At 69.4% G+C, this 24,945-nt stretch carries 22 protein-coding genes and 2 tRNA genes; 10 read left to right on the forward strand and 14 right to left on the reverse strand.

The window, feature by feature from the left end; all coding sequences use genetic code 11:
* Positions 1-25: 25 nt before the first annotated feature.
* Positions 26-589 carry a DUF2087 domain-containing protein gene (locus ABEA87_RS11570; protein WP_345628742.1) on the reverse strand — a complete coding sequence of 188 codons (564 nt, stop codon included), beginning with the start codon at positions 587-589 and terminating at the stop codon, positions 26-28.
* Positions 590-654: 65 nt separating this feature from the next.
* Here ABEA87_RS11570 and hisN point away from each other — a divergent pair, with 65 nt between their 5' ends.
* Both hisN and ABEA87_RS11580 read left to right on the forward strand, forming a co-directional pair.
* The gene (gene hisN, locus ABEA87_RS11575; RefSeq protein ID WP_345628744.1) at positions 655-1,455 is read left to right on the forward strand and encodes a histidinol-phosphatase; all 801 of its coding nucleotides are present in this window, start codon (positions 655-657) and stop codon (positions 1,453-1,455) included.
* 51 nt (positions 1,456-1,506) lie between these two features.
* Positions 1,507-2,358, forward strand: a complete 852-nt coding sequence (locus ABEA87_RS11580) for a hypothetical protein (RefSeq protein WP_425570851.1) — start codon at positions 1,507-1,509, stop codon at positions 2,356-2,358.
* A gap of 39 nt (positions 2,359-2,397) precedes the next feature.
* On the opposite strand, the gene ABEA87_RS11585 is transcribed toward ABEA87_RS11580, so the two are convergent.
* A complete protein-coding gene (locus ABEA87_RS11585) occupies positions 2,398-3,417 on the reverse strand; it encodes a LacI family DNA-binding transcriptional regulator (RefSeq protein ID WP_345628747.1) in 1,020 nt (339 codons plus the stop codon).
* Positions 3,418-3,730: 313 nt separating this feature from the next.
* Here ABEA87_RS11585 and ABEA87_RS11590 point away from each other — a divergent pair, with 313 nt between their 5' ends.
* The 4 genes from ABEA87_RS11590 to ABEA87_RS11605 all read left to right on the forward strand — a co-directional run bounded on the left by ABEA87_RS11590 (position 3,731) and on the right by ABEA87_RS11605 (position 7,251).
* The gene (locus ABEA87_RS11590; RefSeq protein ID WP_345628748.1) at positions 3,731-5,014 is read left to right on the forward strand and encodes an ABC transporter substrate-binding protein; all 1,284 of its coding nucleotides are present in this window, start codon (positions 3,731-3,733) and stop codon (positions 5,012-5,014) included.
* 84 nt (positions 5,015-5,098) lie between these two features.
* Complete coding sequence (locus tag ABEA87_RS11595; protein WP_345628749.1) at positions 5,099-6,124, forward strand: carbohydrate ABC transporter permease; 1,026 nt, start codon at positions 5,099-5,101, stop codon at positions 6,122-6,124.
* A 1-nt stretch (position 6,125) separates the two neighbouring features.
* Positions 6,126-7,034, forward strand: a complete 909-nt coding sequence (locus tag ABEA87_RS11600; RefSeq protein ID WP_345628751.1) for a carbohydrate ABC transporter permease — start codon at positions 6,126-6,128, stop codon at positions 7,032-7,034.
* Positions 7,035-7,095: 61 nt separating this feature from the next.
* On the forward strand, positions 7,096-7,251 hold the full coding sequence (locus ABEA87_RS11605) for a hypothetical protein (RefSeq protein ID WP_345628753.1): 156 nt from the start codon (positions 7,096-7,098) through the stop codon (positions 7,249-7,251).
* A gap of 61 nt (positions 7,252-7,312) precedes the next feature.
* On the opposite strand, the gene ABEA87_RS11610 is transcribed toward ABEA87_RS11605, so the two are convergent.
* The 8 genes from ABEA87_RS11610 to ABEA87_RS11645 form a co-directional block, all read right to left on the reverse strand.
* Positions 7,313-7,576, reverse strand: a complete 264-nt coding sequence (locus tag ABEA87_RS11610; RefSeq protein ID WP_345628754.1) for a hypothetical protein — start codon at positions 7,574-7,576, stop codon at positions 7,313-7,315.
* Positions 7,577-7,772: 196 nt separating this feature from the next.
* The gene (locus ABEA87_RS11615; RefSeq protein ID WP_345628756.1) at positions 7,773-8,291 is read right to left on the reverse strand and encodes a dTDP-4-dehydrorhamnose 3,5-epimerase family protein; all 519 of its coding nucleotides are present in this window, start codon (positions 8,289-8,291) and stop codon (positions 7,773-7,775) included.
* 211 nt (positions 8,292-8,502) lie between these two features.
* The gene (locus tag ABEA87_RS11620) at positions 8,503-8,943 is read right to left on the reverse strand and encodes a polysaccharide biosynthesis C-terminal domain-containing protein (RefSeq protein ID WP_345628758.1); all 441 of its coding nucleotides are present in this window, start codon (positions 8,941-8,943) and stop codon (positions 8,503-8,505) included.
* Positions 8,944-9,002: 59 nt separating this feature from the next.
* The gene (locus ABEA87_RS11625) at positions 9,003-9,653 is read right to left on the reverse strand and encodes a hypothetical protein (protein ID WP_345628760.1); all 651 of its coding nucleotides are present in this window, start codon (positions 9,651-9,653) and stop codon (positions 9,003-9,005) included.
* Positions 9,654-11,080: 1,427 nt separating this feature from the next.
* Positions 11,081-11,154, reverse strand: a tRNA-Met gene (locus ABEA87_RS11630).
* Positions 11,155-11,361: 207 nt separating this feature from the next.
* Positions 11,362-11,438, reverse strand: a tRNA-Met gene (locus ABEA87_RS11635).
* Between the two features lie 123 nt (positions 11,439-11,561).
* Positions 11,562-14,519 (reverse strand): UPF0182 family membrane protein, encoded by a 2,958-nt coding sequence (locus ABEA87_RS11640; protein WP_345628933.1) that lies wholly within the window; start codon positions 14,517-14,519, stop codon positions 11,562-11,564.
* Between the two features lie 99 nt (positions 14,520-14,618).
* Positions 14,619-15,647, reverse strand: coding sequence for a YlbL family protein (locus ABEA87_RS11645; RefSeq protein WP_345628761.1), 1,029 nt, complete (start codon positions 15,645-15,647; stop codon positions 14,619-14,621).
* Between the two features lie 99 nt (positions 15,648-15,746).
* On the opposite strand from ABEA87_RS11645, the gene ABEA87_RS11650 reads away from it, so the two are divergent.
* A complete protein-coding gene (locus tag ABEA87_RS11650; RefSeq protein ID WP_345628762.1) occupies positions 15,747-17,168 on the forward strand; it encodes a zinc-dependent metalloprotease in 1,422 nt (473 codons plus the stop codon).
* Positions 17,169-17,220: 52 nt separating this feature from the next.
* On the opposite strand, the gene ABEA87_RS11655 is transcribed toward ABEA87_RS11650, so the two are convergent.
* Complete coding sequence (locus ABEA87_RS11655; protein WP_345628764.1) at positions 17,221-17,826, reverse strand: hypothetical protein; 606 nt, start codon at positions 17,824-17,826, stop codon at positions 17,221-17,223.
* A gap of 3 nt (positions 17,827-17,829) precedes the next feature.
* A complete protein-coding gene (locus ABEA87_RS11660; protein ID WP_345628765.1) occupies positions 17,830-18,363 on the reverse strand; it encodes a M48 metallopeptidase family protein in 534 nt (177 codons plus the stop codon).
* 303 nt (positions 18,364-18,666) lie between these two features.
* Here ABEA87_RS11660 and ABEA87_RS11665 point away from each other — a divergent pair, with 303 nt between their 5' ends.
* From ABEA87_RS11665 to ABEA87_RS11675, 3 genes are all read left to right on the forward strand, one after another.
* Positions 18,667-18,828 carry a DUF5679 domain-containing protein gene (locus ABEA87_RS11665; RefSeq protein WP_203916429.1) on the forward strand — a complete coding sequence of 54 codons (162 nt, stop codon included), beginning with the start codon at positions 18,667-18,669 and terminating at the stop codon, positions 18,826-18,828.
* A 228-nt stretch (positions 18,829-19,056) separates the two neighbouring features.
* Positions 19,057-20,151: a hypothetical protein gene (locus ABEA87_RS11670; protein ID WP_345628767.1), complete on the forward strand. Its 1,095-nt coding sequence runs from the start codon at positions 19,057-19,059 to the stop codon at positions 20,149-20,151.
* A gap of 14 nt (positions 20,152-20,165) precedes the next feature.
* The gene (locus tag ABEA87_RS11675; protein WP_345628769.1) at positions 20,166-21,512 is read left to right on the forward strand and encodes an ABC1 kinase family protein; all 1,347 of its coding nucleotides are present in this window, start codon (positions 20,166-20,168) and stop codon (positions 21,510-21,512) included.
* A 389-nt stretch (positions 21,513-21,901) separates the two neighbouring features.
* Here ABEA87_RS11675 and ABEA87_RS11680 read toward each other — a convergent pair whose 3' ends face one another.
* Positions 21,902-22,246 carry a WhiB family transcriptional regulator gene (locus ABEA87_RS11680; RefSeq protein ID WP_345628770.1) on the reverse strand — a complete coding sequence of 115 codons (345 nt, stop codon included), beginning with the start codon at positions 22,244-22,246 and terminating at the stop codon, positions 21,902-21,904.
* A gap of 540 nt (positions 22,247-22,786) precedes the next feature.
* Complete coding sequence (locus tag ABEA87_RS11685; RefSeq protein WP_345628935.1) at positions 22,787-24,877, reverse strand: ATP-dependent DNA helicase UvrD2; 2,091 nt, start codon at positions 24,875-24,877, stop codon at positions 22,787-22,789.
* Positions 24,878-24,945 lie beyond the last annotated feature (68 nt).

The raw sequence follows: 24,945 nt of genomic DNA on the forward strand, positions 1-24,945 counted from the left end.
CTCGACCGACGCCCTACTCGACGCCCTACTCGACGTTGACGTAGCCGCCGCTGCGCCAGTAGACGCCGTCCTGGCGGGACAGCAGGTCCTCATCCACCAGGTACCTGCGCAGCGCCGCGTAGTCGTCGTGCCAGACCCGCAGCATCGCGTTGACCGCCGGCTCCGGGTACCGCACCCCGGGGTCGAACTCGCCGGCGATGTACTCCAGCACGACGCGCCGCTTGCCCCGAGCCGCCGGCATTCGCACCAGCCGGCCCTCGCGCACGAACGACCGCAGCACCGCGTCCCGCTCCTGGTCGGGATCGAGCGGCACGTCCGGGAGCGGTGCGGGCGCGTGCTCACGGATCGCATCCTTGAACGTGGCGGCCCTCGCGACGTACCGACCGTCCACGGTCGACAGCAGCCCGCCCTCCTCCAGCCGGCGCAGCGCGCGCATCACGTCCCGGCCGCCCAGACCGGTCGCCTGGGCCACCTCCCCGGGAGTACCCGCGCCCAGCACCACGGCGGCGTAGCTGCGCAGCCGTTCTTCTTCGGCCAGGAGTCCACACAGCGCGTCCAGTCGCACGGCCATGACGTTAATCGTTTGCACGGCCGCGACGGTAACTCGCCGCTCCCCTGCTCGCCGCCGAATATCGCATCCGCTAGGTTCCGGGTGTGGCCGGTTATGCGGATGATTTGTCCCTCGCACACCTCCTCGCGGATACCGCGGACGCGATCTCGATGGCGCGGTTCCGCGCGCTCGATCTGCACGTCGACAGCAAGCCGGACCTGACCCCGGTCTCCGACGCGGACACCGCCGTGGAGAAGGCGCTGCGCGCCACCCTGGCCCGGGCCCGACCGCGGGACGCGGTACTCGGTGAGGAGTTCGGCGCCAGCCAGGCCCCGGCCGGCCCGGGCACCCGGCAGTGGGTCATCGATCCGATCGACGGCACGAAGAACTTCATCCGGGGAGTACCCGTCTGGGCCACCCTGATTTCCCTCATGGAGGCCGATCAGGCGGTGGTCGGGTTGGTGTCCGCCCCGGCGCTCGGCCGGCGCTGGTGGGCCGCACGCGGGCACGGCGCGTACGCCGGGCGGCACCAGGCCGCGGCGACTCCGATCCGGGTCTCGGCGGTGCACCAGTTGTCCGACGCGTCGTTCTGCTACTCGTCTCTGCCCGGCTGGGAGGAGACGGGGCGACTGCCCGGCATGCTGGACATCATGCGTCGTACCTGGAGGAGTCGCGCGTACGGCGACTTTTACGGATATATGTTGGTGGCCGAGGGCGCCGTGGACGTGATGGTCGAACCCGAGCTTTCACTGTGGGATGTAGCCGCTCTGGTGCCTATCGTGACGGAGGCCGGCGGCACGTTCACCGACGTGACAGGTGAGCCGGGTCCGCTCGGCGGCAGCGCAGTGGCGACCAACGGTCGACTCCACGCCGACATCCTCGAACGACTTGCGCCAGAGCGCTGAGCCACTATTCTCGCCTCAATGGGGTCCTCAGGTTGGCTGTACCTCACGGCCATGATCGTGGCGTACGGGACGGCGAACCTTCTCCAATCGGTAGCCGTCTCGCGCACCCGACAAGAGAAGAATTTCCACCCGAGCCTGCTGCTGCGGCTGTGTGAGCAGCGCACGTACCTGGTCGGTGTGGGCTTCCAGATGCTCGGCTTCGTGCTGGCCTTCCTGGCCCGTCGCGACCTCCCCCTGTTCCTGGTGCAGGCGTCCGTGGCCGCCGGGCTCGGCGTGACGGCGGTGTTCGGCGTGCTGCTGCTCAAATGGCGGCTGCCGCCCGCCGAGCTGGCCCTGCTCGCGCTGCTGTGCTTCGGCATCGCCGGGCTCGTCATCGCCGCCCGGCCCGCACCCTCGCGTCCGGTCGGCTCGGCCACCGAGGCCGGGCTCGCGGTCGTCCTGGCCGTCATCGCGGTGCTGGGCTTCTTCGCGGTGCGGCTGCACGGCGCGCCGGGCTCGGTCGCCCTGGGCTCCCTTGCCGGGCTCTGCTTCGGTGCCGCCGCGGTGGCGTCCCGGCCCCTGGCGTCGGTGCACAGCTGGGACCGGTTCCTGGCCGCCCCGCTGCTGTACCTGCTGATCGCCCACTCGCTGGTCGGCCAGCTGCTGCTCGGCCTCGCCATGCAGCGCGGCTCGACGACCGCGGCGGTGGCCGCCATGGACGCCGCGGCCGCGGTGCCGGCCGCGCTCATCGGGCTGTTCCTGCTCGGCGACCAGATCTGGCCGGGCCGGCAGTGGCTGGCCGCGCTCGGCTTCCTGGCCACGCTGGCGGCGGTGCTCGGGATGACCCGGTACGCGACGCCGCAGCACCACCGCGCGGCGCCACCCAGCCGCGCGGTACCGGAGCGGCTGGCGACCAGCCGCTGAGCCGCTCCGCCACGCCGCTCCTGGGCGCAGCCGGCCCCGCTACGCCGGCCGGGGCCGCGGTACGCCCACCGACGCCCGCCCGTGCAGCGGCATCGCTACCCGATGCACCTCGTGCGCTGCCGCCTCGGCGAGCAGCAGCTCGACGGCCAGGCGGCCCAGCTCGAAATGCGGGATCGCCACGCTGGTGAGCTGGGGGCGCAGCCACGAGGCCAGATGCGAGCCGTCGAACGACACCACCGAAACGTCGTCCGGCACGGCCAGTCCGGCCCGGTCGGCTGCCTGGTAGGCGCCGAAGGCCACCCGGTCGTTGAGGCAGATCAGCGCCGTAACGCGCTTGCCGGACGCGAAGAAGTCGTACACCGCCTGATAGGCAGGCTCCGGCCACCACGGGCACTCGACCGTGCCGCTCAACGTCACGCCCTCCGCGGCGAAAACCTCCTCCACGCCGGCACGCCGCTCCCGGGCCGCGTACACCTCCGCGGGCGTCTCGCCGACCATGACTATCCCGTCGCGGTGCCCGGCCTCCAGCAGAGTCCTGGCGGCGATCCGCCCGGCGTCCCGCTCGTCGGGCAGCACGGCGGGGATCCGGTGGTCGTCGGCCAGGCAGTTGAGCAACACCAGCCGGTGCCCGCGCAGGCTCGCCGGGGGCCGCGCCGGCCGGGTGCACATGCTCGCGAAGATGAACCCGTCAACCCCACGGTCGAGCATGTCCTGGACGAGCTGCATCTCCACCGTGTCGTCTCCCCCGGTCTCGCCGATGAACAGCAGATGCTGGTGGGCGAGGGCGGTGGACAGGCTGCCGCGGATCAGCTCGCCGGCGAAGGCCTCGGTGGCGATGGTGTCGGAGACCAGGCCGATCGTGCGGGTCAGTTTGGTGCGTAGGCTGCGGGCCATCAGGTTCGGCCGGTAGTTGAGTTCACGCGCCGCGTGCAGCACCCGATGCTCGGCCTCGGCCGAGATGCGCATGTCCGTGCGTCCGGCCATGACGAAGGACGCCGTTGTCCTGGACACCCCGGCTCGGCGGGCGACATCGAGAAGCGTGACCCTAGGGGTAGGCATGCCGGTCCCTCCGTCGTTGAATAAGTCTCAGCACAGACGGCCCCACGGCGGCAGGATGAGCGAGCAAACCACCTCAAGTTTAGGCCAAGGTCACGAGTCCGTAACAGCCTTGACATGTCCGACCACCGGGTGGAGTCTCAGCTAATCCGATTCAGCACTGACGATCCCCACAAAAGATGCCGGTAGACGTTAATCGATAGACCATCAGCACCAGCGGAAGTGTTACCAGTCCGGCGTACCCGGCACGGTGCGGCCACCCCTGCCTCCCCATGCGTCCGCTCCATCGAGCGGTATAACACGTGAAGGAGTAACAGTGATCAGAAGAATCCGAGGCTTCTCCGTCGCCATGGCATCCCTGGGCGCCGGTGTTCTGCTCATCGCCATGGCTGGGTGCTCGGGCGGCGGTGGCGACGACAGCGCCAGCCAGAACACGACGTCCCGCGGCCCGATCACATACGTGCAGGGCAAGGACAACAACAACGTCATCCGGCCACTGATCGCGCAGTGGAACGCGAGCCACCCGAAGGAGCAGGTCACCTTCAAGGAGCAGTCCGACCAGGCCGACCAGCAGCACGACGATCTGGTACAGCACTTCCAGGCCAAGGATCCGCACTACGACGTGGTCGACGTCGACGTGGTGTGGACCGCCGAGTTCGCCGCGAAGGGCTGGCTGCAGCCGCTGACCGGAGACTTCGCTCTCGACACCTCGAAGCTGCTGCCGGCCACGGTCAAGACCGGCACCTACAACGGCGTCCTGTACGCCGCCCCGCAGTCCTCCGACGGCGGATTGCTCTACTACCGCAAGGACCTCGTCCCCAACCCGCCAAAGACCTGGGACGAGATGCTGCAGGACTGCTCGATCGCCAAGTCGCACAACATGGGCTGCTACGCCGGCCAGTACGCGAAGTACGAGGGCCTCACGGTGAACACGGCCGAGGCGATCAACACGGCCGGCGGTGAGATCGTGAAGTCCGACGGACGCACGCCGGACGTCGACACTCCGGCCGCCGCCAAAGGCCTGACCATGCTGGTCGACGCGTACAAGAACGGCGACATCCCGCAGCAGGCCATCACGTACCAGGAGGAGCAGGGCCGCCAGGCGTTCGAGGCCGGCCAACTGCTGTTCATGCGCAACTGGCCGTACGTGTACAGCCTGGCGACCACGGACGCCAGCTCGAAGGTCAAGACCAGCATGGCCATCGCCCCGCTCCCCGGCCTGACCGCCACCACTCCGGGCGCCTCCAGCCTGGGCGGTCACAACGCGGCCATCAGCAAGTACTCGGCACACAAGGCCACCGCGCTGGACTTCGTGAAGTTCCTGGAGAGCGAGGACACGCAGAACACCTTCGCGACCAAGGCCTCCCTGGCGCCGGTCATCGCGTCGCTCTACGACGACCCGACGCTCATCCAGAAGCTGCCGTACCTGCCGACGTTGAAGACGTCCATTCTCAACGCCGTCCCGCGCCCGGTCACGCCGTTCTACCCGGCCGTCACCCAGGCCATCGAGGAGAACGCGTACGCGGCGATCAAGGGCGACAAGACCGTGGACCAAGCGCTGAAAGACATGCAAGCAGCGATCACGGCTGCCGGTTCCTGACGGCCGCCGCGGGGCCGGACCGATTCGGTCCGGCCCCGCCCGCATTTCCCCACGACCGGCGTCGTGCCCGTAGAGGGAGGGATCATGTCCGTCACTTCTGGCGTCAGCGCAGACGACAAGGCGGAGCAGGACAAAGCCGCGCCGCCACCACGAAACCGGGGCTCCTCGCTGCGCAAGGGTGAGGGCAAGCTCGGTCTCTATCTGATCACACCGACCATCGTTCTGCTGGCCGTCGTCATCGGGTACCCGGTGGTCAAGGCCATCGTCATGTCGTTTCAGAAGGACCCCGGGCTGGACAAGGCCACCGGGATGTTCGTCAGCGGCGGCAACGCCGGTTTCTCCAACTACACGCACTGGATCCTCCAGCGCTGTGGCACCGTTTCCTGCCCGCCGGGAACCCTGGGCGCCGAGTTCTGGGACTCCGTGGGCACCACGTTCTTCTTCACCGCCACCACCGTCGTCATCGAGGTGATCCTCGGCATGTGGATGGCGCTGGTGATGAACCGGGCGTTCCGCGGTCGCGGCCTGCTGCGCGCCAGTGTGCTGGTGCCGTGGGCGATCCCGACCGCCATCACCGCCAAGCTCTGGTATTTCATCTTCGCCTACGACGGCATCGCCAACCGCGTGCTGCACACCCACATCCTGTGGACCGGCGATCAGTGGGCGTCCAGGTTCGCCATCATCATCGCGGACGTCTGGAAGACCACGCCGTTCATTGCGCTGCTGATCCTGGCCGGCCTCCAGGTGATTCCCGCCGACACCTACGAGGCCGCCGTGGTGGACGGCGCCAACGCCTGGCAACGCTTCACCCAGGTGACCCTGCCGCTGGTGCGGCCGGCGCTCATGGTCGCGATCCTCTTCCGCGTCCTCGACGCGCTGCGCATCTACGACCTGCCGGCGATCCTCACCGGCGGTGGCGGCGGGACCGGGCACGCCACCACCACGCTGTCGATCCTCGTGGTGGAGCAGATCCGTGGCGGCTTCAACAGCGCGGCCGCGCTGTCCACCCTGACGTTCCTGCTCATCTTCCTGGTCGCCTTCATCTTCGTGAGGTTCCTCGGCGCCCACGTGGTGCAGACGCAGCAGCGGCAGCAGAAGGGAACGATCTGAGATGGCCTCGACAACCGCGGTCGGTGGCCGCGGAGGCGTCGCCTCCGCGGCCGAGCGCCCCGCCATCCGCCGGCGCCGCCGCTTCACGTTCGGGTCGGTGCGCAGCTACATCGGCATCGCCGTCATCGTCATTTTCTGCCTGGCGCCGTTCTACTGGATGGTGGTCACCGCCTTCCGCCAGGTCGGCTACACCTTCGACACGACGCCCTGGCCCACCCACGTGACCCTGGACAACTTCCGGACGGCGTTCTCGACCAGCCTCGGCAACCACTTCGGCCGGGCGCTCGTCAACAGCGCCATCATCGGCGTGAGCACCACCATTCTGGCCGTGGCGGTCGGTTGCTTCGCCGCGTACGCGATCGCGCGGCTGGACTTCCGCGGCAAGTACCTGGTGCTGGGAGTGGTACTGGGCGCGTCGATGTTCCCCGGCGTCGCCCTGCTGACCCCGCTGTTCCAGCTGTTCACCAGCATTCACTGGATCGGCGGCTACCAGGCGCTGATCATCCCGGACATCTCCTTCGCCCTGCCGTTGACCGTCTACACCCTGACTGCCTTCTTCGCCGAAATGCCCTGGGAGCTCGAAGAGGCGGCGGTGGTGGACGGATGCACGCCGGGGCAGGCGTTCCGGAAGGTGATCCTGCCGCTGGCCGCACCGGGCCTGTTCACCACCGCGATTCTGGCCTTCATCTCGTCCTGGAACGAATTCCTGCTCGCCAGCGAGCTGTCCAGCGACAAGACCCAGCCGGTCACGGTCGCCATCGCACAGTTCACCGGCAGCCAGCCGCACCAGGAGCCGTACACGGCGGTCATGGCCGCCGGAACGATCGTGACTGTACCGTTGGTCGCCATGGTGCTGCTGCTGCAACGGCGCATCGTCGCCGGCCTGACCGCCGGTGGCGTGAAGGGCTGACGCCGCCGCTGGCGGAAGGGAGAGCACGTTGCACCCCAGGGCCCGCGCTCAGCGGCTCGAGATGGTCATCGGGATCCTCGGCTTCTTCGCGGTGGTCGCTTTCATCATCACCGTGGTGGCCGAGCTGCGGGGCCAGCCGGCGCTGCGCCCCGCACTGGTCCTGGCCGGTTTCGTGGTAGCGCTGGCCGCCGTCGTGTACGTGCGCCGCAAAAACTGACGGAGGATTCCGGGCCGTCGACCGCGACCCGGAATCGATGGTCATGCCGCGCGACCGCACGTCAGCCGAGCACGGCCACGTAGTCGTGGGCCGCCTGTGTCGCCGCCTGCGCCAGGATCACCGCCTGCGCCAACTGCTGCTGGCACTGTTGGGCGCGGGCCACCGCCTCGGCGACCTTGGGATGGTTCGTACCGTGGGCGACGACCTGCAGCTGCGCGATCATCCGGTCCATGCTCTCGGACGCGGCACGGGCCTGCGTGATCGCCTGGCCGCCGCTGCCGGCCGCCTGCATGAGCTCAGATTTGACTTCCTCGATGGTGGCCATGACGGATGCGCCTCCTCCCAGGGCCGGCCCCCGGTCGGCGCACAGCCCTACCGTTCGGTAGTCACCTGCACACTAACCGAAGTTTTCCGCACCGGCGTTATCCCGACCAGCGCGGTCGCGCCGTCGCCGAGCACACGAAACGGCCGCCTGTCCCGCAGATGGGGCTAGGCGGCCGTTGTGGACGCGCATGAGTGGCTCAGCCGTTCTTGGGCTCCCAGACGTCTTCGAGCACGCAGTTCCACTGGAACTTGTACTCGTCCGACGGGTCGTACACGTGGGACTGGAAGTTGAGCACCAGCGTCTCGGGGCTGGACAGGGCCTTCCAGCCGTGCAGCAGGCCCGGCGGGATCCGGACCAGGCCCGGGTTGAGCGAGCCGAGGAAGAAGACGTTGACGTGACCGAACGTCGACGACTCCTCGCGGATGTCCACGAGGGTCACCTGTACCTTGCCGCGACTGATGGCGAACTGGTCGGTGTGGATCTCGTGCAGGTGCCAGCACTTGACCACGCCGTAGTCGGTCCCGCTCTGGTAGATGTGCACCGGAGGGCCGAAACCCTCCCACGGCTCGCTCCACAGCTCCGTCACCTCGCCGCGCCCGTCGACGATCGGATTGAGCTTGCGGTGCACCACTCCCTCAATGGTGGCCTTACCGATCGGATTGCGCTGGAACTCAATGTTCTTGAGCCATTCGACTGTCACGTCGCCGGACTTCACCATTTCTCCTTGCTGCGTCGGCGCTGGGGAAGCTTACGTACGTTACCGCGAAGGGGTGGGGTCTTCTCGCTCGCGGGTTGCCAGGTCACCGCGAACGGTGCCGCCGTTTGGTTGTTCGTGAGGTTCTGGTCGCTGGGTCTTCACGTCCGGGCTGCGGCGAAGGAGCCTCGGCTTCCTCGCCGGCCTGCTGCGGCCGCAAAACCTGCGTAGTCTACCGGACCTCGTCGCGACCGGGCGTCGTAATGCCGAGATCGAAGCGCAGGGTGTCCGTCGGGTCGTACACGCTCGGCGACAGCTCAACGGCCTGTGAATACTCGAGCGGCAGGTAGGCGTGGGCACATCGGGGCGCCACCGTCACGAGGTCGCCAGGCTCCAGAAGCAGGTCCATCGACTCTCCGGTGTCGATATCCCGAAATCTCGCCCGCAACCGGCCACCGATAACGTACAGGGTTTCGTTCTTCACCCGGTGAAAATGATTCCCGCGCGGGGCGCCCTTATCCGGTTTGAATTGGAGATACGCGAGAAACCGGAACGGCTCACCATTCGCGATCTGAGCGAGTTCGCCGGCATCCGAAGTCATGCGGCCCCCGCCCTCGGGTATGGGCGGAGCTACGTCGGGCAGGCGACGCACGGAGACCTTCGACAACGCCATGGGGGTCAGCGTAACGACGAAGGCGCACCTCTGATGCCGGCGGCGACAGTGGAACGGCGCTAGAGCGCGGCGAGGAAGTCGTACGCCTGCGCGAGCCGCCCCGACCACGGGGCATCCAGATCCCTGACCACGGCGGCGTACAGCCGATCCCGGACCGCCGGCCGGCGCGCCCAGGCGACCGCGTCATCCGGGATGCCCGATCCGCCGACCCAGTCGATCACCAGGTCGGCCAGGTGCCGGTCCGGCGCCGCGCCGGGTGTCGCATCCCAGATCCGCAGGTACCGCCCGACCCCCTCGTGCAGTGGCCGGGCCGCGATGAGAAAGCTGGACGCGTCTCGCAGCCCGCCGCACCGTGCCGGGTACCGGGACAGGATCGAACGCCACACCGTGTCGAGGTATCCCCGCAGCGCGTCGCGCTCTCCCGCCGGCCAGGTCTGCCATCCACCGGCCAGAGTGAGCTTGCCCAGCACGGTGTCCGCGTCCAGTTCGTCGCCGGTCACCAGGCGCTCCAACAGCAACGGCAGGAGGCTCTTGAGATCGGCGTCGGTACCGACGGTGCCACCGAGCGACAGGGCGAGACTGAACAGGTCATGGTCGGCCACGGATACTTGGCCCCGGCAGTGCGGGCATCCGTCGAGGACGGCACGGCGTGGGTACCCTGCGAACGCGACGCCGACCCGCCGCAGTGCCTCCCGCACCTGATCGTCCATCGGGGACAGTATTCCGCGTGACTCGCTCGCGATTCGGCCTGGGTGACTCGCCTCCCGGGAGAGCAAGAGACCCGACGGCCGCTCGGCGACGAGGTATCTCTCTCGTCGAGTCGCGGCGAGGCTTGCAGGGCTGCGTCCGAGGGGTTTCCGAGCCCGCCGGTGTCGGGCCGTCGACGATCTCGCGATCCGTCGAGGTCGACGATCCGGGGACACGAGCAAGCCAGGGACAGGAGCGGGAGGCGCTGGCGGGTTGGTCGACCAGTGACCCGTTGACGTTGGCGTGACGGCGGTCAGCGGGCCGCGAGCCCACCACCACTCTTGGTGTTGCCTCGCGACTTCGGTCGGCCGTCAGTGGGCTCGGTCGCGATGCCGGAGGCCCTTCGGGCGATTATCCCGCGCTAACACTTGTACGAGAAAACCTGGTAATCGGTTGCGCCGCCAATAAAGTGTTGTCCGGGTCCGAGGTCGGGTTCCTGCCACCTCCAGGTGCGTCCACCGTCGTCCGAGCGCGCCTGGCTCGTGCAGTAACCCGGCCCGTTGTACCAGCCTGCCGCGTTCTGCCAACCGAAGTAAGTGTCAGTCGCCGCACCCTCCCCGGGAAGAGCGGCATCATACGTCCCGTGCGTGTAGGCGTTGTCTTTCAGATGCATGACGCCTAGACCGAATTCATAGGTGCAATTAAGAATGTAGTTGGAATTCGGGCCAGCAGTGTGAACGTAACACTCTGTGTCGGCACTCGCCTTCGTGGGCGTCGCGGACATCGTGAGAGCAAACACAGCGGGCAGGACAAAGGCCAGGGCTCTCAAGTGTTTCATCCGATCCTCCATCGTTTTGTTCAGCGGGACAACCGCGCTGTCGCGCTACGTCAACGCCGGACGATTCTGGCGGACGGCGCTGTGGTCCGACTACGGGTTGCCTACGGGCGGCGCGCGCCGGATCCTTCAATGATTCGGCGGCGGGGGCCAGCCTCGCCGCGACGAAGATGCCGGAGGCCCGGGCTGATGTCCACAGCGCGGCCGACGCAGGAGTCGATCCAGCGCCAAGGAACAGGTGACGCTGAGCCAATCCGCGACCAGCACTTGCCGGCGATAGTCCGGCGGCGGCAAGCCCGTCCGCCCGGTCCGGCCCGTTCAATGCGCCAGTCACTGTGGCGCATGAGGCGCGGGCCGACCGCCCCGATCTGGCCCGGCAGCCGGCCGCGGCCCGGATCGCGGCGCCTGGTCGCCGCACCATCGAAGCCGCAACGTCCATCCAGGGATCGGATCAAGATGGGGCTTGCTACGGAAGCCCACCGGAACGCGTGGGCTCCCCGCTTCACGCCGTGTCCCCGGCGTGGCTACAGATGTGGCTACACGGCGTATGAGAGCTACACCGCCCATAAGAAAAGGCCCGCCGGAGATAATCCTCGGCGGGCCTTTCCTTCGTCGTAGCGGGGACAGGATTTGAACCTATGACCTCTGGGTTATGAGCCCAGCGAGCTACCGAGCTGCTCCACCCCGCGTCGCTGACATAACCCTACAGTACCCGGATCCGCATCCCGACGGCGCGCCCCGCCGGCACGCCGCGGCCGCACATGAAACCTGACGTTGCGCTGCAATGGGCAGCCGACTCCACGAGCCGACCGGCCGTAGCCGGCTCCTGGTTACAGATCGGGTTACCTGGAGCAAAAGAACGGCCCGCCGGATATTGTCCGGCGGGCCGTTTCCTGTGGTAGCGGGGACAGGATTTGAACCTGTGACCTCTGGGTTATGAGCCCAGCGAGCTACCGAGCTGCTCCACCCCGCGTCGCTGACATAACCCTACAGTACCCGGATCGGCATTAGCAAAACGGTTACGCACCAGTGCGCCACCAGCGGTTTTCCGGGCCGGAATCTCAACGTTCCGGCCCGGAAACCCGGGCACCCAAGATCATCCGGACGGTGCCACCGACGGTTTCGGCGAGGGCGACGTGCTGGACCGTGTCGACGGTTTGACCGACGGCGACGGCGACGGCGCGACGTTGGCCGAGTCGCGAGCCTGCTGGTACGCCGTGATCGCGTCGTTCAGCTCCTGCAGCGCCTGGCCGTAGTCCGTGAAGTTGCCGGACTGCTGAGCCGCCTTCAGGTCTGCGATCGCCTTGTCGATGCGCTGCGTCGCCTGATCCACCTCGGGATTCGGCTGAGACGTCGGTGGCGGCTGGCTCGCGCTCGGTGGTGGACCGGCCGGCGGGTTGGCCCCCGCGGACTTGGCCGAGTTGAGCAGTTGGGTCAGCGCGCCCTGCAGGCTGTCCGCGAAGCCAACGTACTGGCCGAAGTTCACCAGCACATATTTCAGCTGTGGATAGGCGTTCTCCGCCTTGCTCTGCACGTACAACGGTTCCACGTAGAGCATCCCGCTGCCCACTGGCAGTGACAGCAGATTGCCGTAGATGACCGTGGCGCTGTTTTGTAGCAGGCTGATCTGTGGCCGCACGGAGTTGTCGTTCGTCATCTTCTGATCGGCCTGCCCCGGCCCGGAGACCTGGGTGTCCGGCGGAAGCTGAAGAATTTCCAGCTTCGGTTGGCCGTTCACGTACGAGCCGGTGACCAGCGCCGCCAGGTTCTGCCGGCCGCGCGGCGTCATCGCGGACGTCAGCTGGAACGTGGTCTGGTTCTGCCCCGGGAACTTGGCCAGCAGATAGTAGGGCGCCTGGTTGGCCGTCGTACCGGGAGCCGGGTCCTGCGGCACCTGCCAGAAGTCCTGGCCGGAGTAGAACTGGCTGGGATCCGAGACGTGGAACCGGGTCAGCAGCTCGCGCTGCACCTTGAACTGGTCCTCCGGGTACCGGAAGTGCTGCGCCAGCTCCGGCGGGATCGCCGAACTCGGCTTGATGAGGTTGCCACCGAAGGCCTTGTTCCAGGCGTTGAGGACCGGGTCGGACTGGCCGAACGCGTAGAGGGTGACCTTCCCGGTGTACGCGTCGACCGTGGCCTTCACCGAGTTGCGCAGGTAGTTGATGTCCGTCTGGGCCTGCTGCGCGGTGCCCTCGCCGGTCTGCGTGTCGCTGGTGGCCGACTGCAGGTCGACCTCCTGCGAGTACGGGTAGGTCGACGCGGTCGTGTAGCCGTCGAGGATCCACACGATGTGCCCGTTCACCACCGCCGGGTACGGGTCGCCGTCGAGGGTGAGGAACGGGGCTACCTTCTGCACTCGCTGTCGCGGGTCGCGTACGTAAAGGATTTTCGAGTTCTTGTTGAAGACGCTCGAGATGAGGAAGTTGGTTTCCTTGTACTTGTACGCGTACAGCATCCGCCGCAGGTATGAGCCGACCGACACGCCACCACTGCCGTCGTAGGTCACGTACTGGTCGTTGGAGCCACTGGGCCGGTCGTACTCGGCGTCCTGGCCGTTCGAAGCCTTACCGACGATCGCATAAGGGTTCATGTTCTCGCCGTAGTAGATCCGCGGTTGGGCGACCGGGATCTGGTCGGTGTCGGACTGGCAGTTGGTCTGCGCCGCCTCGTTGTCGAGGAAGCCGGACGCGAACTCGGGCTGGCCGTTGCACACGATCTGATTGGCCGGGGCGGCCACGAAACCGTACCCGTGGGTGAAGACGGTGTGCTGGTTCTGCCAGTTACTCTGCTGCGGGGTCAGGTTGTTGTAGTCCATCTCCCGGACCCCGACCACGTAGTCCTGGGTGTTGCCGTCGGTGGTGTACCGGTCGATGTCCAGCTTCTGGGTGAAGTCGTAGAACCCGCGCACCTGCTGCAGCTGGGTGTACGTGTTGGACACGATCGACGGGTCGAGCAGCCGGATGTTGGCCACCGTGTCGGTGTCCGACATCAGCGACTCGGGCGGCACGTTGGCGGTCGACGGGTACTGGATGGTCTGAATGTTGTTGAGGCCGAACGCGTCGCGGGTGGCGTCGATGCTGCGTTCGATGTACGTCGCTTCCTTGTCGCGGATGTTCGGCTTCACGGTGAAGGTCTGCACCGCGGCCGGGTAGATACCGCCGACCGCGATGGCCGACAGCGCGAGCAGGCCGATGGCGATGCCCGGCCAGACCAGGTTGCGGATGAAGGCGTTGGAGAAGACCAGGATGGCGATCGCGACCACCACGGAGATCCAGGCCAGGATCTCCTTCGCGGGCAGGAGCGCGTTGATGTCCGTGTACCCGGCCCCGAAGAGGTTCGTCGCGTCGTTGTGAGCGAGCAGCAGGCCGCGCTGGTCAAGGAAGTAGGCCGCGGCCTTGAGCAGCACGAAGAAGGCGACCAGGGCGGTCAGGTGGGCACGGGCGGCGACGGTCATCCGCTCGCCGGCGCCCTGCAGGCGCACCCCGCCGAACAGGTAGTGCATGGCCAGCGCGCCGAGCACGCACAGCACGACCAGGGTGAAGCCGACCCCGAGCAGGTACCGCCAGAACGGGTACGCGAAGACGTAGAAACCCAGGTCGACGCCGAACTGTGGATCCTTGACGCCGAACGACTGGCCGTTGGAGAACAGCAGCCACTGCTGCCACCGGCCCTGCGCGGACAGGCCCCCGAACAGCCCGACGATCGCCGAGAGCAGGCCGGACCACAGGCCGAAGCGGGGCGAGATCATCCCGCGGTACCGCTCGAGGGACTGCTGCTCGGAGGAGTGCATCCGCAGCATCGGCCGCAGCCGGAACGCCAGCCAGAGGTTGAACCAGACGATCAACGCCATGCCGAAGCCGAAGATCGCGAACAGCCCGAGCCGGGTCTGCAGCACGGTGGTAAACACCTGGGTGTACTTGACCTCAGAGAACCACAGGTAGTCCGTCCACGCGTCGACCACCCAGCCCAGCAGGATGAACAGCACCACTACGCAGGCCAAAACGATCAATGTCATCCGGCCGCGGCGACTCATCCGGGGCAGGGGGGTTCGCATCACCACGGCACCAGGGTACGAGGTGATTCTTTATCCCGCGGGTCGCCCCCGGATCGGGGTTCGCGCCGCGACCAGCGACGACGACCGCGGCCGGGCGGATCAGCTCCCGGCGCAGAGGGTGGGCGTCTGGTGGTCGCGCAGCTTCTGCAGGGCCGTGAGGGCATCGTTGAGCGTCGAGACCTTGACCAACTCCAGGCCGGGCACCGCGTTGGCCACCGCTTCGGCGCAGTTGTCGGCCGGCGACAGGAAGACGGTGGCGCCGTCGCGCTTGGCCCCGCGCATCTTCTGTGCGATGCCGCCGATCGGGCCGACGTTGCCGTCGTCGTCGATGGTGCCGGTGCCGGCGATGGTCATCCCGCCGGTCAGGTCGGTGGGGGTGAGCTTGTCGACGATGCCGAGCGAGAACATGAGCCCGGCGCTCGGCCCACCCACGTCGTCGAGGGTGAACTTGATCGAGTACGGGCTGGGCTGCTTCTGGTCGACCTGAACCCCGACCTGGGGTGAACCGTCGGAGCCCTTGCTCGAGGTGATCGTCGTGCTGGCCGGCACGCCGTTGCGGCTGTACCCGATGACCAGCGCCGTGCCCGCGGGCCTGGCCTTGATCAAGGAGGTCAGCTTCTCCACCGAGGTGACCTGCTGGCCGTTCACCGAATTGATCACATCGCCGGCCCGCAGGTGGCCCTCGGCCGGCGCGCCCGCGACGACGGAGCCGACGGTGACCTTGACGGGGAAGCCGAGCTTGCGCAGCGCCGCGGTCTCCGCGGAGCTCTGCGACTCCGCGAACTCCTGCTGGTTCTGCTGGTCGGTCTGCTGCTGCGTCTGGTCTGGCGGGTAGACCACCTCGCGCGGCACCACCGCGTCGGACGGGTCGAGCCAGCCCCGGATGGCCTGCCAGAGGGTGATCTGATCCTCGACGCCGACGGTGACCATGCGCAGCTGGCCGGCGGAGTTCGACGTGGTGCCGCCGGAGATCGAGATCAACTGCTTGCCGCTGGAGCTGCCCAGGGTATTCCAGGTCGGCCCGGGCCCCTCTTCGACGTAGGGCACTTTGATCCCGACAAAGGACCCCAACACCAGGGCAACAAGCACGACCACGCCCACGAGTAGGGTGGCGCCACGTCGTCTCATGCGCCGAAGCCTACTGTCTCCGGCCGACGATCCCCGACTTCCCCCGTGGGCGAACGCCCGGCACGGGATTCTATCGCCTCGTACGCGTACGGTTGAACCGTGCCTGACTCGCCCTTCGGCTTCGGACTACCCGGCGGTGCCGCGCCGGACCCCAACGACCCGGCCCAGATGCAGCAGTTCCTCGGACAGTTGCAGCAGCTGTTCTCCAGCTCGGGCGGCGGTCCGGTCAACTGGGACCTGGCCCGTCAGGTGGCGCAGGCGACCCTGACCGGCGGCGGCCTGGCAACCGGCGGTCTGGGCTTCGCGCCGGCCGTCGAGGCGGAGCCGACCGAGCCCCCGCCCGGCGACCCGCGGGTCACCGAGGCGGAATACCAGGCGGTCACCGACGCGCTGCGGCTGGCGGACCTCTGGCTGGAGCCGGCGTCCGCGCTGCCCTCGGGGATCCAGAACGTCCAGGCGTGGAGCCGGGGCGAGTGGATCACACGCACCCTGCCGGTGTGGCGCAAGCTGTGCGACCCGGTCGCCGGTCGGATGGTCGGCGCCATGGGCGATCTGGTGCCGGAGGAGATGCGCGGCCAACTCGGCCCCATGCAGTCCATGGTCGCCACGCTCGGTGGCGCCCTGTTCGGTGGCCAACTGGGCCAGGCGCTCGGCTCGCTGGCCGCCGAGGTGCTCTCCGCCGGTGACATCGGGCTGCCGCTGGGCCCGGTGGGCACGGCCGCGCTGATGCCGGCGAACATCAGCGCGTACGGCGAGGGGCTGGAGCTGGACGCGGACGAGGTCCGGCTGTACGTGGCCCTGCGCGAGGCCGCCCACCAGCGACTGTTCGGTCACGTTCCGTGGCTGCGCGGCCACGTGTTCACTGCCGTCGAGACCTACGCGGCCGGCATCCGGGTCAACCGCGACGCGATCGAGGAGGCGATGGGCCGGCTGGACCCGGGCAACCCGGAGTCCATGCAGGAGCTGTCGGTGGAGGGCATCTTCACGCCGGACGACACCCCGCAGCAGAAGGCCGCGCTGGCCCGCCTGGAGACCGCCCTGGCGCTCGTCGAGGGCTGGGTCTGCCACGTGGTGGACAGCGCCGCCGGTGACCGGCTCCCGGACGTGATCCGGCTGGCCGAGGCGTTCCGACGGCGGCGCGCTGCGGGCGGGCCGGCCGAGCAGACCTTCGCCGCGCTGGTCGGGCTGGAGCTGCGGCCCCGCCGGCTGCGCGAGGCCGCCGCGCTGTGGTCGGCGCTGACCGAGCACCGCGGCATCGGCGGCCGGGACGCCCTGTGGGGCCACCCCGACCTGCTCCCCAGCGAGGAAGACTTCGCCGACCCGGAGGGCTTCGCCCGCTCCCAGCTTGATCTGGGCACCCTGGACATAGACGAGTTCGACTTCGGCTCGCTGGAGACCGGCGGACCGGCCGAGCCGGGCGCGACCGAGCCGGGTGGAAAGCCCGAGGCGGACGGCGAGTCCGGCCCCGGCGACGAGCCCGGTGAGGGCGGGCCGGCCGGCGGGTCCCAGCCTCGTTCCTGAACCCCGGGCCCCGGCATCCCCGGGGAAGTACCGGCGGACCGGGCGGAGCCCGCTAGGCGGGGCTGAGCAGGGCCCTGGTGGCCTCCCAGCCCTCCAGCGCCGGGTCCAGCCTGGACAGCCCGTCCGGGCCGCTGAGCCGGTGCCAGCCGGGCACGATCGACACCTCGCCGGGGTGCGGTGCCGCGGCCCGTACCGACTCGGCGTCGGCGGTCAGGTCGATGTCCGGCAGCCAGCCCGGTACCGGCAGCCGGGCGGCCAGCCCCAGCAGCCCCCCGGTGGCACCGGGCGCCACCGCCAGCGGCCGGCTGGACAGCGGCCGGAGCAGCTTTCCGATCAGCATGGCGGGCAGGTCGGGGGCGTCCGGCGCGACGATGGCCGCCTGGTCGTACCCGTCTGCCCCGGCGGCCGCGAAGATCGCGTTGGCGGTGAGCTCCGGCACCTCGTACACCGGCATGGTGGGCCAGACCACGGCCGCGGCCAGTTCGCGGTCCCCGGGCAGGACGGCGACCGCGGGCTCCACCTCGGCGAGGGTGGCCAGCAGGTCCACCACGTCCTCGGCGAGGGCGTGCCGCCAACCGGCGGCGTCCACCCCCGGCGGCGTCCAGGAGGGCGGGGACAGCGGCACGACGACGGTGCGGCGGGGTGGCTGGTCGGTCACCGGTCAATCCTCGTGGATGGGCTCTCCGGAGGCCGCACAGACCCCCTCCAGGTATCCCCGCGCCCGCTCCGCCTTCGGATAGCGGGCCACCAGGGCCCAGAAGGCCGTGCTGTGGCTGGGTACGACGAGGTGGGCCAGTTCGTGCAGGAGCACGTAGTCGATCACCCAGTCGGGCATGTCGATGATCCGGTCCGAGATCCGGATCGACCGGTCGGCCGGGGTGCACGACCCCCAGCGACCGTTCTGGTTGCTCACCCAGCGCACGCTGGCCGGCCGGGCGGCGGCGGGGTAGCCGGCCAGGTACCGGTGGGCCAGGCGGGCGGCCCGGGCGGCGAGTTCGGTATCGCTGCGCCGGCCGCGCTGATCACGCGCGGCCAGGCGCTCCAGCATCCGGTCGACCCACTCGCGCTCCTCGGCCCGGGAGAATTGATCCGGGATGAGCACGACCACCCGCTCGCCGTCCCGGTATGCGGACACCGTGCGGCGGCGGCGCTCACTGCGTCGCACCTCAACGACGGGCTTCCGGGTGCTGGCCATGACTGGCCTAGATCAACCAACGGGCCGACGGGTATCGGGTCACGTGGGCACGCTAACGGGCGGACGCCTACCCTAGGCAAGCCTCAACTTGATGACCGCCGCCGATAAGGTCCAAGTTATTGCTGATCGCCCGAAAAATTCCTTCGGTCGCTTGCCAGCAACACGCCATTAGTGCGAAAAGCCTGGCGTGTCCTGGCGGAACGCCCGTGGTCCAGGCCCTGCCGGGGGCAGACTCACGAAGTCGACTTCCGTTCCCGCGTGGGTACCCATACGGGGAATGGAAAGAGAGCAGAGGAGGGCACCGTGGCCGAGACGGCCGAGAAATACAACGGTTACTGCGTGAAATGCAAGGAGAAGCGCGATTTTCAGGGCAACGTAGAGATCTCTAAGACCGGTATGCGAATGGCCAAGGGCCCCTGTCCGGTCTGCGGCACGACGGTCAACCGCATCCTCGGCAAGGCCTGAGCCCGGTGCCGGGTGCGGCGCGGTCCATCCGCCGCGCCGTATCCGGCCCACCGCCGAGTCGTTGAACGAGTCGCGTGCCCGACACATTGCGTGATGTCGAGCTGGCGACAACCGCCCCGGAATCCTGTGGATAACTCGGCGTGTCGCTGTGGATGACGCGGTCGATGCCCCATTTCGCTGTGGACAACGCGAAGCGTCACCATCGCTGATGGTGACATCGTGCCGGCCATGGACCGACCCATACTGCTTCCCGGCCTGCGCCGTCTGTGGCGCGGCCAGCACAGTCTGCAGCTCGGCACCGACCCTCGGCGCGCGGTGGTGTTCGACTTCGTCGACCCGGCCACCGCCCGGGTCCTCGACCTGATCGACGGCAGCCGCGGCGACACGCAGATCGTCCGTGAGGCCGCCGGGTTCGGCGTCCCCACCGAGGCCGCCGAGGCGTTCCTGGCGGCGCTGACCAGGGCCGGGCTCGTCGTCGGGGCGCGCACCCTGCTCCCCGACAACCTGATCGAGCCGGTACGCCGCCGGCTGGTGACCGAGGTCGCCGCGCTGGCCATGGCCGGCTCGGCGGCCGGCACCCCGGCCGAGGCGGTGCGCCGCCGGGCCGGCGCCCGGGTGCGGATCAGCGGTCATGGCAGGCTCGCCGCGCCGATCGCGGCGGCGCTGGCGGCGGCCGGGGTCGGGCACGTGGACCCGGCGCTGTCCGGGCGGGTCGACGTGACCGACGCCGGGGTGGGCGGGATCCTACCGACCGACACCGGCCGCTGGCGCTCCACCGCCGCCGGGGAGGCCGTGGCCCGGATAGCGCCGGCCACCGACCTCCGGCCGCTGCGTGACGACGCCGTCACCTTCGCGGTACACGCCGGGACGCACCGGCCGGCCGAGCTGACCGCCCTCGCGTACGCCCGCCGCCGGATCCCCCACCTCGCCCTGGACCTGCGCGACGGCCTCGCGGTCGTGGGGCCGCTGGTCCCGCCCGCCGGCAGCCCCTGCCTCAACTGTGTGGACCTGCACCGGCGCGACCGGGATCCCGTCTGGCCGGCGTTGGCCGCGCAGCTGTCCACCGGCGGCGAGATCCTGCAGCCGTGCGCGGTGACCACCGTCCTGGTCGCGGTGGGCTACGCCGCCGACGAGGTTTTGACGTTTCTGGACGGTGGCGTCCCACAAACGATCGGCGTCACGATCGAGATCGCCGGCCCGGGCCGGGAGCGGCGCCGGACCTGGCCGGCACATCCGAGGTGTGGCTGCGCCCGGGCCGCTCAGCCTGGCTCGGAGCGGGTCCGGTCGGCGAATCCGCGTCCCCGCCGGTTTCGGCCGGCATGAGAGACAATGATCTGGTGACCGACATCCCTCGACGGGCCGTGACCCGTACCGCCAAGCTCGCGTCGCTGCCGCTGGGCTTCGCCGGTCGAGCCGCCCTCGGCCTCGGCAAGCGGGTCACCGGAATGGCCTCCGACGTGGTGTCCGCCGAGGTCCAGCAGCGCACCGCGGAGCACCTGTTCAGCGTGTTAGGGCAGCTCAAGGGCGGGGCGATGAAGTTCGGCCAGGCCCTGTCGATCTTCGAGGCGGCGCTGCCCGAGGAACTGGCCGGCCCGTACCGGCAGGCGCTGACCAAGCTCCAGGAGGCGGCCCCTCCGCTTCCGGCGTCGAGCGTGCACCGGGTCCTGGAGCAGCAGCTCGGCCCGGACTGGCGGGCCAAGTTCCGTGAGTTCGACGACTCGCCGGCGGCCGCGGCCAGCATCGGCCAGGTCCACCGGGGGATCTGGAAGAAGGGGCGCGGCGGGATCCCGGTCGCGGTCAAGGTGCAGTACCCGGGCGCAGGCGAGGCCCTGCTCGCCGACCTGACCCAGCTGTCCCGGATGGCCGGGCTGTTCCGGGTGATCCAGCCGGGGCTGGACATCAAGCCGCTGCTGGCCGAGCTGCGCGCCCGGATCACCGAGGAGCTGGACTACGAACTGGAGGCGTCCTCGCAGCGCGCGTTCGCCGACGCGTACCAGGGCGACGACCAGATCTACGTACCCAAGGTGGTCGCCTCGTCACCACGCGTCCTGGTCACGGAGTGGATCGAGGGCAGGCCGCTGGCGAAGGTGATCTCCGAGGGCACCAAGGAGGAACGCGACCACGCCGGCCTGCTGCTGTCCGTGCTGCACTTCTCCGCGCCGACCCGGGCCGGGCTGCTGCATGCCGACCCGCACCCGGGCAACTTCAGGATCCTGCCGGACGGCCGGCTCGGTGTGATCGACTTCGGGGCGGTGGCCCGGATGCCCGGCGGGCACCCGGAGCCGATCGGCCGGCTGACCCGGATGGCCCTGGACGGCGACGCCGACGCGGTGCTGCGGGGCCTGCGCGAGGAGGGGTTCGTCAAGCCCGACGTCGAGGTGGACGCGTCCGCGATCCTGGGATACCTGCGGCCCATCCTGGAGCCCATCGCGGTACCCGAGTTCCACTTCACCAGGGCATGGCTGCGCGGCGAGGCGACCCGGGTGGGCAACCCGCGGGGTTCGGCGTACCAGCTCGGCAAGAACCTCAACCTTCCCCCGTCGTACCTGCTGATCCACCGGGTCACCCTGGGCTCGATCGGCGTGCTGTGCCAACTCGAGGCGACCGCGCCCTACCGGGCCGTGGTGGAGCGCTGGCTGCCCGGCTTCGCCGGGCCGGACGCGATCGAGGCACCCGCCGCCTGACCGCCGGCCGGATCGCCTCGCTCCATCGAGGGCGTGTCCTCACTGGAGGTGGTGCGAGCGCCCGCCCCGGGGAGGGGACGGGCGCTCGCTGGTGTGCATGAATTCCGAGACCTCGTCAGCGCTGGATTCCCATGAGCCTGGTCTGCTCGTTGTGGGCGTTCAGCGCGATTCGGCGGGCGGAGCGGTAAGCCTCAGACGTGTGGTCCTGAGGCCGGCGCATTCGCGCGCGGCTCAGTGCTTCATGCATGAGTTGTAGGGTCGCGATCATCTTGTCGGTGCTCCTCGGTCGGTTCGTACCGGTCTTCACAACAGTTGGCCGGGTCGGCTGCGCGGCGCGCTGCCGGCGGCTGGCGTTCGTGTGGATCTGAGATCTGCGGTTGCCGCTCATGTCAGGCCGCCACCCGGATCTTGGCCGCGACGCGGGACGCCACCTCGGCCCGAAGGGCCTCGTCCCTGGCCACGTCCTCCTTGCGCGGACGACCCCGCGGCCGCTTCCGCGGGATGGCGGCACCACGCTCGAAGATCTCCCCGCCCCAGACGCCCCAGGGCTCGGCCCGGTCCACCGCGCCGGCCAAGCACTCCACCCGGACCGGGCAGTCGCCGCACAGCGACTTCGCCAGTTCGAGCTCGGCCGGGGCGTCGGAGAACCAAAGGTCGGGGTCAAACCGGCGGCAGGGCAGATCCACACCTACCTCGACATCGATCGTGTCGAGCGATTCCAACGCCAGACTCATCTCCCGGTCACCTCTCTTTCTGTCTCGTTCCCGCACTTCGTAGGCTGGAAATAACTGAGGCCGCGGATCCCGGTGTGCGGGTTCCGCGGCCTCGAGGTGAGCCGGTTCGGTCTGTTAGACCGGTCTCCCTCGAGGTGGAACACCGCTGGCTCCGGCGCCGACGGTTGCCGGCGACTTCGCCATTCCGGTGGGCTTGGCCGTGGAGGAGCCGTTGGTGGGCAGGGCATAGCTTCCCTGCGCCTGGGAACGGACCCCCGCTTGCTGGACGGACTTCTGCTGGGACAGCTGATCCTGGAGTTTCGCCAGGCTTGGCCGATCGACCACGGCACCCGGAACATCCAGGCGGCCCACGAACCATTCGTGGGCCGGAGCGCACACGGTGATTGACACCGCCGGTCGCTCATAACGGTGATCGATTGTGTTCACGGTGCCCACCTCCTGCTGTTCGCTCGATCCGACATTCCAAGGGCAGCCGGAGAGCTGCCGCTCGTGTGGTGTGCTTGCAGGCTATTCCCACGCCCGCGAGCGAGGCAAACGATTTTACGGACCCGATGCCGGATTTTTTTCGTCGGCTTCTGGCATCACGAGATCGTCCACGGCCGCGCCGTTGACCAGGGCGAGCACGGCCTCGCCGTACAGACCGATCTTGCGCGGGCCGATCCCGGCGATGTCGACCAGCTGTTCGGTCCGGATCGGCTTGCGCTCGGCCAGCGCGGTCAGCGTGGCGTCGGTGAAGACGACGTACGGCGGCACCCGCTGGTCCATCGCCACCCGCACGCGCCACTCGCGTAGCCGGTCGAACAGTTCCTCGTCGATGTCGGACGGGCAGCTAGCGCAGCGGCCCAGCTTGCGCTCGGGTCCGGACAGCAGCGCGGTGCCGCAGACCCGGCAGGACAGGTTGACCGCCCGCCGCCGCGCGGCCGGGTTGACCGGACCGGCGCGCCGGCCGACCTCCTCGACGCGCTGCGCCGCCGGCAGGAACCGGCTGGGCCGCCGTTGCCGGCCGCCGGGTGACCTGGCGCTGGCGTAGGACAGCCACAGCCACTGGCGGGCACGGGTGATCCCGACATACAGCAGCCGCCGCTCCTCCTCCAGCGCCTCGGGCGTCTTCGCGTACATGGTCGGCAGCGTCCCCTCGGCCAATCCGACCAGGAACACGGCGTCCCACTCCAGCCCCTTCGCGGAGTGCAGCGAGGCGAGCGTGACGCCCTCCACCGTCGGCGCGTGCTGCACCGCGGCCCGGCGGGCCAGCTCCCCGCAGAACTCCTCCAGGGTGCCGCCGATCTCGTCGGCGAGGCCGGCCAGCGCGGACAGCGCCTCCCAGCGTTCCCGGACGGCACCGCCCGGCGGCGGCTCGTTGGGCCGCCAACCCACGGCCTCCAATGCCATGGTCACGGCGTCGGGCAGCTCGGTCTCCGGCGGCGTGCTGCGTACCGCCGCCCGCAGCGCCACCATCGCCTGGCGCACCTCGGGCCGCTCGAAGAACCGCTCGGCACCCTGTACCACGTAGGGAACGCCGGCCTCGGCCAGCGCGCCCTCGTACGCCTCGGACTGGGCATTGGTCCGGAACAGCACGGCGATCTCGCGAGGCGGGGTGCCGTCGCCGATCAGCGCGGCGCACCGCTTCGCGACCGCCGCCGCCTCGGCCGGCTCGTCGGGCAGCACGTTGATGTCCGGCTCGGGGCCGGGCGGTCGCTGCCCGACCAGCTCCAGGCGCAGCCGTGCCTCGGCCCCGCGCGCCTGCCGGATGATCGCGTTGGCGAAGCCCACGACCTGGGGAGTCGACCGGTAGTCCCGGACCAGCCGGATCACGGTGGCATCGCGGTGCCGCCGCGGGAAGTCGATCAGGTGGGTCGAAGACGCCCCGGTGAACGAGTAGATGGTCTGGCTGGCGTCGCCGACCACGGTCAGGTCGCTCCGGCCGCCCAGCCACGCCTCCAGCAGCCGCTGCTGCAGCGGGTTCACGTCCTGGTACTCGTCGACGACGAAGTGCCGGTATTGCGAGTGCACCTGATCCGCGACGTCCGGGTGCTCCTCCACCGCCCATACCGCGGCGCGCAGCAGGTCCTCGAAGTCGATCACGCCGTTGCCGCGCTTGATCTCCTCATAGGCCGCGTAGACCTGCGCGACCTTGGCCGCCTCGAACGGGGTGTCCCGGGCGCTCTTGGCGGCGGCTATCTCGTATTCGCCGGGCTCGACCAGCGACGACTTCGCCCACTCGATCTCGCCGGCGAGGTCGCGGGCGACGGTCCGGTCGGCCCTCAGGCCACCGCGGGCGGCGGCGAGCGTGACCAGCCGTGCCTTGCTGTCCACCAGCTCCGGCATGGCCCGCCCGCGCAGCAGGCGCGGGGCGAAGTAGCGCACCTGCCGCAGGGCGGCGGCGTGGAAGGTGCGCGCCTGTACCCCGTCGACCCCCAGCGTCACCAGCCGGGCGCGCATCTCGGCGGCGGCCCGAGCGGTGAAGGTGACCGCGAGTACGTGCCTGGCCGCGATCTGACCGGACAGCGCGCGGTGGGCGATGCGGTGGGTGATGGCCCGGGTCTTCCCGGTGCCGGCGCCGGCCAGAATGCACACCGGACCCGCCGGGGCGGTGACCGCCGAGCGCTGTTCGTCGTCGAGACCGGCCAGCACTCGCTGGGCGGGCTTGTCGGGCGCGGACCTGGGCGCCGGCCCCGCGCCTACCCCCTCAATTGAGTTCC

The sequence above is a fragment of the Rugosimonospora acidiphila genome, from assembly GCF_039543385.1.
Lineage (GTDB): Bacteria > Actinomycetota > Actinomycetes > Mycobacteriales > Micromonosporaceae > Rugosimonospora > Rugosimonospora acidiphila.